The sequence below is a fragment of the Aeromicrobium sp. UC242_57 genome (assembly GCF_044452305.1).
Classification (GTDB): domain Bacteria; phylum Actinomycetota; class Actinomycetes; order Propionibacteriales; family Nocardioidaceae; genus Aeromicrobium.
Genome location: NZ_JBIOAM010000003.1, coordinates 1,146,559 through 1,158,695 on the forward strand (window position 1 = coordinate 1,146,559; position 12,137 = coordinate 1,158,695).

The window sequence follows — 12,137 nt, forward strand, 5'->3', positions numbered from 1 at the left end:
CGCTGTTCGGCGTCGCTAGTTGATGAAGGGCGTCTCATGTCTGTGCCGGTTTCGATTCTCGATCTTGCGACTGTTGCTCGCGACCAGTCTGTCGCGGATGCGCTGGCTGGCACGGTGGCCTTGGCTCAGAAGGCGGAGCAAGCCGGCTACAAACGAGTCTGGTACGCCGAGCACCACAACATGGCATCGATCGCGTCGTCGGCCACGTCGGTGCTGATCGCCCACGTGGCGGCCCACACCAGCACCATCCGTCTTGGCTCTGGGGGGAGTGATGCTGCCCAACCACTCACCGCTCACGATCGCAGAACAGTTCGGCACGCTCGAGACCCTCCACCCGGGGCGTATCGACCTCGGCCTGGGTCGTGCCCCCGGAACAGACCAGAACACGATGCACGCGCTGCGGCGCAATGCGACGTCCTCAGACTCATTCCCCGAAGACGTCCTGGAACTGCAGGCGTACCTGCGGGGTGAGTCGCGGATCCCCGATGTCTCGGCGTATCCGGGCACCGGTACCAATGTGCCGCTCTACATCCTCGGCTCGTCGTTGTTCGGTGCTGGACTTGCTGCCTCGCTCGGCCTGCCGTACGCCTTCGCGTCCCACTTCGCGCCGGCTGCTCTGCACGACGCGATCGCTGTACCGCCGCGAGTTCAAGCCGTCCGAGCAGCTCGACAAGCCGTATCTGATGGCTGCGTTCAACGTGATCGCCGCAGACGACCAGGGCGACGCCGAACGCCAGCAGCAGCAGGTGCTGCGCAGCCGCGTGGCGCTGCTGTTGCGACCGGGCACCAAGTACAACGACGAGCAGGCAGACCAGGTGCTCGCATCACCGCAGGGCGCGCACCTGCGTCAGATGATGACCTACAGCGCCGCTGGAACTCCTGATGTCGTCCAGAAGCTGGTCACCGAGTTCGCCGAGCAGACTGGCGCGGATAGCTGATCGTCGCCCACCAGAGCCCGCGGGTAGAGCAGCGTCTGCGGTCGGCTGAGCTGTTTGCGGATGTCTATTCTGACTGAACCGGGGCCAGAACTAGCGTGGAGGGCGCACTAGACGTGTTCTTCAATTTGTTCTGCAATCAGGGCTCGGCCCTGGGCGGCGTACTGGATTCCTTCTCGATTCCTATCAGCGTTCAACTGCAGTTTAGGTATGTCGTTCGAGACCTCGTCTGGATCCCTATCGGTCGAGCCTGCTGCCGCAGTGCCTTAAGGACGGCAGTTGGCGGCTGACGGACTTCACCAGCGCTCAGCAAGCTGCCCCACTGGTTCAGGAACTTCCTACTCCTCGATCACCTTGGAACAGTGCGAGTGAACGAATAGAATTTCGAGACATTCTCGCTGAGTCTGTTGGTTCGCGGGCGTTCGTGTTAGGCGCTGAGATCGAGGGTAAGTCCACGTGGAGGTGGTCGTGCGTCGTCAAGAGCTATCGACGGAACGAGTTTGTCAAGGAGTGAGGGTTCATACTGATCTGGATGCGACACTTGTCCGGGATGGCTCGCAATGTCGTCCGCAACCGGTACTGTGATCGAACATGAGCTCGAGGCCCCGAACGTTCACTTTCGTCGATCTATTCGCAGGGATTGGTGGTTTCCACGCAGCGCTCGAAGCTTCTCGGCGGGGAGTGTGTGTATGCGTCCGAGATCGATGACGATGCGGCCAAGATCTACCAACACAACTGGGGTCTTAAGCCGGACGGAGATATCGTCAGGGCGACGGAGAGCCAAGTGCTCGTGCCTGAGCACGACGTGCTTGTAGGCGGATTTCCGTGTCAGCCATTCTCCAAGTCGGGCTTTCAGCGAGGTATGAGCGAGACTCGTGGCACTCTGTTCTTCTCGATCTTGAAGATTCTCGAGGCACGACGTCCGCAACTCGTGCTCCTAGAGAACGTGCGTAACCTTGCGGGGCCACGACACAAGCACGAATGGGACGTAATCATCCGTGAACTCCGTGCGCTCGGGTACCGGGTTTCGTCGACCGCTGCTGTTTTCTCCCCACATCTCCTGCAGCCGGAGCAGGCCGGTCGGCCGCAGGTGCGGGAACGAGTCTTCATCGCCGCGACTTTCGTCGGTGGTCCCGGCGCGGATGAGGACCCCGTGATCACAAACAAGCCTGTGGATGGCTGGGACCCGCAACGTTGGGACCTCGAGTCCGTACGGCTTGCTGATGACGCCATCGATGGAGGCGCCGGCCAGTACGGTCTCAGTGCACGCGAGGCCCGCTGGATCGAAGTCTGGTCGGATTTTGTGGTCCGGCTGAAGGCAGATGGTCTCAAGCGGCTGCCGGGTTTCCCGATCTGGGCCGACGAGTTCGTCCCGAGTGACCAACTGGTGATCGACGATTCGATGCCTGCCTGGAAGCAGGATTTCCTGCGGAAGAACTCCGATCTCTACACCCGCCACGAGGCGGCGATTGACGCTTGGCTCCAGGCTCATCCCGACTTAGACGACTTTCCAGCTTCGCGCCGTAAGTTCGAATGGCAGGGGCAGGACGCTGACAAACTCGCCGACTGCATTCTGCAGTTCCGCCCCTCGGGGATTCGGGCGAAGCGCCCAACGTATGCGCCGGCTCTCGTTGCCATGGCTCAGACGCCCATCTGGCACGGCGACCGTCGTAAGATGGCTCCGGCCGAGGCGGCCACACTGCAGGGATTTCCATCAAATTTCTCGTTCGTCGGACAAGACGACAAGCACACGTACAAGCAGTTGGGTAATGCTGTAAACGTTGGAGTTATCTTTCATGTGCTGCGGCAGCAGATGGCGCGGTCAGGTGAGCGTTGGCGACATGTCGCCGACGCGGCGCCCGCTACGCCTGACGAGTACTTCAAGGATTGGTGGCCCGGACGAGAATGATGGTCTCGGTGGCCGCGGGTGACAGGAAGTCGTGCTCGTGGACCTCGCGGACGGCGCCACGATCTCGATCGAAGTTTCGCTGATCTTCCGGCCTCACCACTCGCGGTCCGCGCGTGGCCTTGGCGCCTAGGCGGGAAAATTGTGCCAAATGCATCTACTACTGAAGATCGCGACTTGCAACCGCGTGATGTCAATCTCGATGCGTGGTCGGCGGAGCTTCCGAGAACGGGGGACGGACGTCGGTCGCTCGAACCACCGGGTGTGAATTGCTCGGCATGGTGACAATTGTGCTGCTGTATCGCGTCGAGCCTGGATGGAAATCCGTCTCTAGCCATTGCCCGCCAGGGCTGACGCGACGTGGCTAATGTGGGCGGCTGTCGTTCATTCCGCCAAATCGCGACATGAGGATCCGAGTGCTCCATAGTATGGCTCGGTGACCAAATATGGCAGGCGAATGGTGAGTTCAGAGGCCTGGGAAGGTCTGTCGCAAGACGTCGATCAGGGCGGACGCTCGAGCGCGATCTATCTGAATCGACTGACTAACAGTCCCGACATCTTGTCGATCTCCAGTGCCGTAGGTATCGAGTTGGAAGTAGATGTCTCCGTCGGCGGTGAAGACACTCCACCCACCGGCGGTGGGATTGTGTCGGGACTGCCGGTCCTTGGTCACCTGGGTCAGCGTCTGAAGAAGAGCCATGGTCTAAGTGAGCCACATGAGCGTGGATCTGTCTGCTCGACACTCTATGGTGCGTGCAGGGATCGACTGGAAGGAGGCGCCTCATGACCGATACGAGCATCAGTATCCGGCCCGAGGTCGGTATGCTCAACCTGTTCCCCAACATGAAGTACCAGCCCTGGTACGCGCTCGGGGAACTGGTCGACAACGCGATCCAGAGTTACGTCGCCAACCGCGACGCGCTGCGTGATGTCGACGGTGCCGACTTCCGGCTCAGGATTGAGATCGAGGTTGACCGGGTCAGCGACACGATCGTCGTGCGTGACAACGCCGCTGGCATAGCGGGTGCTGACTGGCAGCGAGCCTTTCGAGTCGCGGACCCTCCGGCCGATAACAGCGGGCTCTCGCAGTTTGGTGTTGGGATGAAGGCAGCTTGTTGCTGGTTCGCCAGGAAGTGGTCAGTTAGATCGTCAGCGTTGGGAGAGAACGAGGGGCGGACGGTCACGTTCGACGTGCCGATGATCGTCGAGACGAGGACCAGACGCTCGATGTCGTCGTCGAGGCGCAGTCGCCCACCGCTCACTTCACCGAGGTGCGGATGGAACAGTTGTACCGAAAGCCTCAGACCAAGACCATCTCGAAGATCCACGCCTACCTGGGCGGCATATATCGACAGTTCCTGCGCGACGGGGACGTGGAGATCACCTTCAATGGCCAGGCAATCGCTTACGCCGAGCCCGACGTCCTCGATGCTCCGCTCTGGTCTCATCAGGAAGGGGGAATCGCACGTTTGGCGCAAGGACATTGACCTCCGACTCGAATCAGGCGGCATGTCAACAGGATTCGTCGCAGTCAGGGCGAAGGGCGCCACTGCTTCTGCTGGGTTGGCGCTCTTCTATCGCAATAAGGTCGTCACGGGCGCTGGCGAAGAGACGTATCGTCCGCGCGAGATTTTCGGAGCGTCGAACGACTTCCGATCGCAACGCGTCTTTGGTGAGTTGCACATGGACGATTTCGCCGTGACGTACACGAAGGACTCTCTGGTTTGGCATGACGAGGAAGACGATTTTCTTGAGGCGCTTCGCGCCGAACTGGAACTCAGGACCGTGGCCGTTGCTGCGACAAGCCAAGGAGTACCGGTCTCGCAGGGTCGAACCCACGCCTGAAGCACGCGGCCAAGGCACTCCTCGACAGTGTCGCATCGTCATTCGGTGCTGGTGTAGTGAGTTCCACACCGTCGTCAGATGTCATGCACTCTCAGGCCACCGTCAACGTCGATTTCCCTGCCGACGGTGACGTTGGCGGCCAGACATCTGCCGACGAAGTGGTGTCGGCGAATCGGACGTTCACGATCGATCAGAACGGGACTGGCCTGGAGAGTGGAATTCGAGCTCATTGCGGATGAGTCCAACGGCAACTGGCTGACGGTCAAGGAAGAAGTTGGCGAGAGGCCTGCCATCACTCTGAAGGTCAATCAGGCTCACCCCTTCATGCGGGCCTACTGCGAGTTACCGGGGACTGAACTCGAGCCCGTTTACCGGGTCGCTATCGCTTTGGGCCTTGGCCAGGCTCTTGCGCGTCAGGGCGGAGCCAAGATGCCCTACCTGGTCGTGCACGCAGTCAATCAGTTGCTGCGCAGTTACCTCTCGAAGAAAGTTGCCCTCATGACTGACCAGCAGCTTGTTCAGATCTTGACCGACGGCACCGGTCCAACCGACCCGCTCTCGCGGTGGAGTCCGATCGTCGGGCCCGAGACACTCTCGGTCGTCGAAAGCGCGTTGTCTGACGAGAAGGAGCGTTCCCGGGTGTTGAAGGAGACTCGGCACATCCTGGCACGTTGCATCGACCCGGGTTCATCTTCCGCGGATGGCTCGTCGGCGGGACTCGTGATCGGACAGGTGCAAAGCGGGAAGACGCTTTCGTTTACGGCTCTTACAGCCATGGCTCGAGACAATCGGATCCCGCTCGTGATCCTTCTTGCCGGCACGAAAACGAACCTGCATGAGCAGACGGTCGAGCGGCTCCGCAGCGACTTGCGCGTTGAGAGAGATGCGGGGATGAGCCCGTGGGCGATCATGTCCAACCCGGACGACTCACCGACCGCGGTAGCTGACCTGGCCAAGCAGATCAAGAACGCACTCAAGGAGGGTACGAAGGATCAATTCCGCAAGACGACCGTCATCACAGTGATGAAGAACAAGAACCGCATAAACACTTTGGCCGGTTTGCTCGCGAAACTGCCCTCTCAGGGAGTCAACCTCGCAAAGCTTCCGGTGATTCTCATTGACGACGAGGCTGATCAGGCCGGAATGAACGCGGGCAAGGGCGACGGTGGGCCGAAGTCGGATACCCCGACCTACTCGACCATCGTCGAACTGCGCAGCAAGGTGCCGAACAACACTTACGTCATGTACACCGCCACACCCCAGGCTCCGTTGTTGATCAGCCTCGCAGACTCGCTTTCGCCGGAGTTCGTCAATGTCCTAACTCCGGGCGACGGGTACACCGGAGGTGAGGATTTCTTCGGTCCTGACGTGACTGGGTTCGTTACGGTGATGTCGGCTGACGAGATCATCGACGCGCTCGATACGTCGCGGGGTGCACCTCCGGACTCGTTAAAGGACGGCCTTGCCACATTCCTGCTGGCCAAGACGCAGATGCCGGACGAAATATTGTCGATGCTCGTTCATCCCTCGCATACGAAAGACCTGCACACCATCTACGAGGGGTACGTCAATTCGTTGATGAATGCATGGGCAATATTGCTCGAGACTCCAGGGCCCGACCGTGACGAGTTGGTCCAGGACCACTTTGTGCCAGCCGCGACGAGACTGGTCCGCGCTGGCAGGCGGTTGCCCCCGCTCGACCAGATGCTCGAGGAATTGCCTGACTGGATGTCCGTTACCAAGGTGCGGGTGGTGAACAGTGACAAGACGGGCGATCTGACGTGGCACGAGGCGCCGGCATGGATTGTGATCGGCGGCAACGCGCTTGACCGCGGGTTCACCATTTCAGGGTCTCGCCGTCACCTACATGCCCCGCGGGGCAGGCGTCGGCAACGCCGACACGATTCAGCAACGTGCCAGGTTCTTCGGATACAAGAAGGCTTATCACGATCTTTGTCACGCCTGGATGTCGAGTGACCTTGCCCAGTCGTACCGCGACTACGTCGATCACGAGCAGCATCTCCGCAAGGAGATGCAACAGGCGCAGGCCGACGGCATCAACCTCAAGAAGTGGACGCGCAAGATGCTGCTCGATTCGTCGATGAAGGCGACCAGGCGAGCTGTGATAAAGCTTCCCGATCCTGCACAACAAGTTCCGTGGGGGTTCATGGACCGCGGTTGATCGGCTCGGCAAACTCGCGGCCGGCGCTTCCGCAAAGAACCGAGCGGCTGTCGACCTCTTGCGCGCCACCTACGCCGCCGATTGTGAGCACGATCCTGCTGATCCGCGGACTGACCGCAGCAATGAGCGGTTCTTCGTTCCGATGGGTGAGGTCTTGAGCCTCCTGGCTGACTGGGAAGGGCCTGTCGACGACATGATCGTGGTGCAGCAACTCGCGCTCGTCATGCAGGCGCACCTTGACGACGATCCCACGTTGCAGGTTGCCGTCTACGCGATGGATGGATTCCAGGCCCGCAAGCGCTCTCTCGCCGTCGATGATGAAAGCGTCGCGCTTGCACAGGGACGCAGCCCGAATGGCCCATACCTCGGCGATAGTCAGTCGTTTGATGGTTCGGCGCTGACAGTCCAACTCCACAACGTGGTGAATCAGGATGGAGGGCGGGCGTGGGATGCGGTCGGATTGCGGATCCGAGTGCCAGAAGAACTGTCGGGTGCCGCGATCTTCCAGTACAAGGCTGACGAGTGACCACCGCAGCAGAACTGCGCGCGTGCATCGACAAGGTCCAGGCGACGGCTGGCAAGGGATTCGACGTCGTTGACGTGCCGACGGCTGCAGGCTTCAAGATCGGCCGGGCCGAGGGCGCTGCGATTGTGCTCCTCACCCCCGCAGACACGTCCCCTGAGCCTCCGACTCAGTTGCAACGGATCTCACTCGAGCCGAGCTCGCTGCTGCACGTCCGACACGTCGACGGCACGGTCGAGGACGGGCAGTGGGGTCTCGTCCAGCTGAACCTGGGCGAACTGGAATACCTAGACACTTTCCTCTCTGTCGTCGCCAACGTGATCGACGTGATCGGTACTGCGCCCGAGCCCGGGCAGGTCAGCATCGCTATGCGACGGTTGGTGCGACTGTTCGACCCAAACCCTGTGCCGCGCGGAAGCGTGCTGGGGCTGTGGGGTGAATTACTAGTCCTATGCAGGGTGAGCAACACAAACGAAATGCTCGACTCATGGCACAGTGACGTCGACGACCGATTTGACTTCGCGGCGCAGGGGAGCCGGCTAGAGGTCAAGACGACCACTCTCACCACCCGCAAGCACATTTTCTCCCTCGAGCAAGTGCTCCCAGTCCAAGGAGCGACCACCAGCGTCGCCTCGGTGATGACCACGGAGACCCTCGCCGGCACTAGCCTGCAGCGGATGATCAGCAACGCTGAGCAATTGTTCGCGAGCGACCCTGGCCGTCAGATGCGCGTTCACGAGGTTGTCGCTGCGACCCTCGGAGTCGAGTGGTTTAGGCACGTTGACCGAGGATTCGACGCTCAGCAGGCCGACGAATCAATCCGTATATTCTCGGCACTTGACGTGCCGAAAGTCAGCACTGTGCCACCCGAGGTCTCGGGTGTCACCTTCACCGCAGACTGCTCCGAAGTCGCCCCAGAGATCGCCCCTTACGGCCTCGCTGCGTTGGTAGCCGTGTGACGGCATGAATCGTAACTGGGGAGGAGGCGATGCGGGTGCTGACTCGCCATGCATGGCAGTCCGCTGACGCGCGAACTGCCCTCCAAGTTACTGACCTGCGCGCAGACGTCTGTGACGCTTATTGGCTAACAGGACACGTGCGCGCCGCATTCGACACTCAGGTGCTGCGCGCCAGCGGCTTAGGCGAGCGCCTGGCCACGGTGTTCTCGCCAGGTTCTCGCCAGCCGCGTGGATTCCCATCCGTCTCACGACAAATCACACCCGCCCGATCGTGAACGCAAGCAAAAACCCAACCGTCGCGATAAGGCCCGCATACAGATGCGTCTTCTCGAATGCCTCAGGGATCATTGTGTCGGCGACCATGGCCAAGATCGCGCCGGCGGCGACGGCCGTGATGGCTGCGATCGTCTCGGGCGGCGCACCGTCGAGGAGGAGACAACCGAGCAGGGCGGCGACTCCGGACGCGACGGCAATACCGATCCACACGCCGAAGACGTACCGTGCGCTGCGTCCCTTTCGTTTCATCCCGGCCGCGCTCGACAGTCCCTCGGGGAGATTCGAGATGAAGATCGCCGCCAACACGGGCAGGCCCACGCCGGTGCCGCCCAAGAGCGAAGCGCCCAGTACGACGGACTCGGGGATGCCGTCGAGTAGCGCACCCACCGCGATCGCGGTGCCGCTGCCCGCCTGCTCGTCCTCAGACGGCTGCTGCTCGCCCGAACGCTTGCGATGCCGCGCCCCGCGTCGGGCCAGGAAGACATTCGCCGCGACATAGGCGGCGGCCCCGCCGAGGGCTCCGGTGACAGTCGGCAGCAGGCCACCCATCCGCTCTGCCTCGTCAATGAGGTCGAAGGACAGGGCAGAGATCAGCACGCCGGATCCGAATGCCATGACCCCAGCCACGACGGGCTGCGGCACGCGTACCAACCAAGCGATGAGAGCACCGAGCACGAGCGCCCCGCCGGCGAGAAGTCCCCACGCCCCAGCCTCAAGCCAGATCGGCATGTGGCCTCCTAGGTCGGTGGGATGGGAGAGCGTCGATGGGCCACGTCAGTTTTCGGAGGTTTCGGCCGTCTCGTACCCATCCAGGTTAGGGCGAGACCTCCACCTCACGGCCCACTGACACCGTTCCCGGCCAGCGTCACCGTCCCCACCGACAGTGCACGCCCTGTAACCTGCGCACCAGCCCCGATCGTGATGCCGCCTTTGGCGAGGATCGTCCCGACGAAGTGGGAGGTCGCGCCGAGCCCAGCGGCGCCGAGCACCTGCCAGTGGACGTTCGAGGCCTGCGCGTCGTTGACCAGCACGATCTGGCTTGCGGCGGCGGTGTTGAGCGCTGCGCCGACCTGGATGATGAACACCGCATCGGGATCGCCATCGGCGTCGAACGTCATGGTCCCGGTCAATGCGAACGCCGCAGTTGTGCGGTGCACCCCGGGCCGGAAGGTCTGACCGTTCTGGTCGCCTGCGAAGCTGCGGCTGGAAGCACGCCCGGCGACATCTGTGTACGCGGTGGCTGCATCGGCCTGCGCCTGGCCGGCAGCACTGTCGCCAGCATGAATGGTGCCCTGCACGATGCCAGGTGGGAATCCGACCACGGCGTTGCTGGGGCTGACTCCGAGGTCGCCGGCCAGCACGGTCGCACCGGTGCTTGTCACGCCGGTCCCGCCGAGCACCGAGTACTGCGCGGCACTCCCGAGGTCGACCGGATCAGGGTTGATCTCCGCGGTCAGCTGTTGGCTGGCGAACCCCGCGTTTCCGGCGGCGTCTCGCACCTTCGCAACGACGGTGTAGACCCCGGCGGCGAGTGCTGCGGCGGTCACCGACCACGTCCCGTCAGAGAGCACTGGCGCCGTCAGGGTCTGCCCGTCGACCGTGACGGTGACTGTACGACCGGCGACTGCATTGCTCGTGCCGCTGATCGTCGGTGTCGGATCCTTGGTGAGATGGGTGGCTCCATCGGCGAAGGTGACCGTCGGCGCCAGCGCATCGGTGAACCGCACGGTGTTGCTGGCCATCGTGACAGCGGCCCTTGAGAGTGCGCGACCGATCAGCTGGCTGTCGGCGCCGAGCGTGATGGCACCCTGCGCCAAGATCGTGCCGGCGAAGGTGGCGTTTGCCCCGGTGTTCGCAGCGCCGAGCACCTGCCAGTAGACGTTGGACGCTTTCGCACCGTTGATGAGGACGACGTGGCTCGCGGCAGCGGTGTTGAGGGCGGCGTCGACCTGGAAGACGAAGACGGCGTTCGGATCACCATCGCCGTCAAGGGTCAACGTCCCGGTCAACGCCAGGGCAGCGGCGGTGTGCCTGACGCCAGGGTGGAACGTCTGGCCGTTCAGGTCGCCGGCGAAGTCTGGACCGGTCGGCTCCAGGCCAGCAGCCACGTCATAGGCAGTCGACAAGTCCGTCTGCGCCCGCGCCGAGACCTGGCCACTGGCATAGATGTCCCCGCCGACGACGCCGGGCGGAAAACCGACCACTACGTCGGTCGGGCTGGTGCCCAGGTCGCCGCTGACGAGCGTTGCTCCCGTGCTCGTCACGCCGATCGCACCCAGCACGGAGAACGTCCCCGCGCGCCCAAGGGGCACCACCGAGGTGTCGATGACGACCGGCACGCTGCGGAGGCTCTCGGCACCTCGCCAGTGCTGTCCGACCAGGGGAGTGACGGCGTACACCCAGCTTCCGGGCGGCACGTCGGACTCTGTGCAGGCAGTTGCCGTGATCGTCCCGGCGCAGGTCGAGAGAACGGGCTCGGAGGCGAGGGTCTCTGCGTCGTACCTCGCGATGACGTATCCGTCGACGGCATCGCCATTTGACAACGTCGACGCATCCCAGGTGACGGTGACGGCGCCGTCGACCACCACGCCAGATGGTTGGCCCCCACGATTCACGGTGGCGGCACTCGCAGCACCGGTGCCGGTGGCATCGACGTGCCAGTACGACCAGGCGGCCCCACAGCTCAGGAGCATCGCCAAGACGATGACGAGTGAGCGCCGCGCGATCATGAACCGGCCTGCAGGTAGACGGTGAGCGGCGCGCCCTGACACGCGTCATCGGCAATTGGTCCCATCGAGACCGCGCCTGTGAGCGTGACGTCGAGGGCGCCGTCGATGCCACCGTCGCGAGCGGGAACCGTCCACCCTGCTGTCTGGGCCGTGAAGGTCACGGACGCCGGGTCGCAGACTTGCATGTGCTGCATCCACCGACAAGCCAGATTCGCCTTGAGTCGAGTCAAGCATGATCGAGGTCAGCGCTGCTGGCTCAGTATTCGGGTTGGAGATCGTCAGCGCGACATCGGCCGTGCCGCCTGGGTGGAGCGCTGTCGTCGGCGTCCCGGGGCTGAGCACGAGCCCCAGGCTGGTGCCTGTTGCCCCAGACCCCGGACGTATTGCCGGTGCTCGTCCAGAAGGCATCGGCACCCTGAGCCGTCATCGCGATGAGGCCGGCGAGCATGCACGCCAACCACCAGCGAGAACGAGATGCGCGGTCGCGTCGGTGCATGGCGGCGGAGCTCGATCTGCCGAACATGGCATAGCCTCCTGACCAACCTGCCGCAGGGAGTCGAGACCCTCCGAATCGAGTCGAGTCAGAGTCGTGTTGTCGTCACCATACGTCCGATCGTGACAATTGGACACCACTCGGCAGACTTTGTTTTTCCTTGAAATGACAGCATGAACCGAAGGGTAACAATTCTGACCTTTTGGACGTACTGTGTGCCACACGCTGCTATGTGCCACCTCGTTCGAGGGCGGCTCCCGGGGATCGTCCTTGGACCTGCAGGTCGGTG

At 62.6% G+C, this 12,137-nt stretch carries 10 protein-coding genes and 1 pseudogene; 8 read left to right on the forward strand and 3 right to left on the reverse strand.

The genetic code is table 11. The features are described from left to right. Positions 1-36: 36 nt before the first annotated feature. The 8 genes and pseudogenes from ACHMWU_RS17415 to ACHMWU_RS17450 form a co-directional block, all read left to right on the forward strand. A pseudogene (locus tag ACHMWU_RS17415) lies at positions 37-243 on the forward strand (LLM class flavin-dependent oxidoreductase); the annotation flags it as partial. Between the two features lie 28 nt (positions 244-271). Continuing rightward, complete coding sequence (locus tag ACHMWU_RS17420) at positions 272-883, forward strand: MsnO8 family LLM class oxidoreductase (RefSeq protein ID WP_396045494.1); 612 nt, start codon at positions 272-274, stop codon at positions 881-883. Positions 884-1,578: 695 nt separating this feature from the next. Further along, positions 1,579-2,844 carry a DNA (cytosine-5-)-methyltransferase gene (dcm, locus tag ACHMWU_RS17425; RefSeq protein ID WP_396046860.1) on the forward strand — a complete coding sequence of 422 codons (1,266 nt, stop codon included), beginning with the start codon at positions 1,579-1,581 and terminating at the stop codon, positions 2,842-2,844. Between the two features lie 780 nt (positions 2,845-3,624). Continuing rightward, positions 3,625-4,686, forward strand: a complete 1,062-nt coding sequence (locus ACHMWU_RS17430; protein WP_396045496.1) for an ATP-binding protein — start codon at positions 3,625-3,627, stop codon at positions 4,684-4,686. A 213-nt stretch (positions 4,687-4,899) separates the two neighbouring features. Further along, positions 4,900-6,663, forward strand: a complete 1,764-nt coding sequence (locus tag ACHMWU_RS17435; RefSeq protein ID WP_396045498.1) for a Z1 domain-containing protein — start codon at positions 4,900-4,902, stop codon at positions 6,661-6,663. Continuing rightward, positions 6,554-6,868, forward strand: coding sequence for a Z1 domain-containing protein (locus ACHMWU_RS17440; RefSeq protein ID WP_396045500.1), 315 nt, complete (start codon positions 6,554-6,556; stop codon positions 6,866-6,868). The genes ACHMWU_RS17435 and ACHMWU_RS17440 overlap by 110 nt, the downstream gene beginning before the upstream one ends. 58 nt (positions 6,869-6,926) lie before the next feature. Further along, a complete protein-coding gene (locus ACHMWU_RS17445; protein ID WP_396045502.1) occupies positions 6,927-7,394 on the forward strand; it encodes a hypothetical protein in 468 nt (155 codons plus the stop codon). Next, positions 7,391-8,350 carry a PD-(D/E)XK motif protein gene (locus ACHMWU_RS17450; protein ID WP_396045504.1) on the forward strand — a complete coding sequence of 320 codons (960 nt, stop codon included), beginning with the start codon at positions 7,391-7,393 and terminating at the stop codon, positions 8,348-8,350. Before ACHMWU_RS17445 ends, ACHMWU_RS17450 begins: the two co-directional genes overlap by 4 nt. A gap of 255 nt (positions 8,351-8,605) precedes the next feature. Here ACHMWU_RS17450 and ACHMWU_RS17455 read toward each other — a convergent pair whose 3' ends face one another. The 3 genes from ACHMWU_RS17455 to ACHMWU_RS17465 form a co-directional block, all read right to left on the reverse strand. Then, positions 8,606-9,355, reverse strand: coding sequence for a ZIP family metal transporter (locus ACHMWU_RS17455; protein ID WP_396045506.1), 750 nt, complete (start codon positions 9,353-9,355; stop codon positions 8,606-8,608). A 104-nt stretch (positions 9,356-9,459) separates the two neighbouring features. After that, entirely contained in the window at positions 9,460-11,355 is a 1,896-nt protein-coding gene (locus tag ACHMWU_RS17460; protein ID WP_396045508.1) for an ice-binding family protein, read from the reverse strand. Beyond that, the gene (locus ACHMWU_RS17465; RefSeq protein ID WP_396045510.1) at positions 11,352-11,540 is read right to left on the reverse strand and encodes a hypothetical protein; all 189 of its coding nucleotides are present in this window, start codon (positions 11,538-11,540) and stop codon (positions 11,352-11,354) included. Before ACHMWU_RS17465 ends, ACHMWU_RS17460 begins: the two co-directional genes overlap by 4 nt. Positions 11,541-12,137 lie beyond the last annotated feature (597 nt).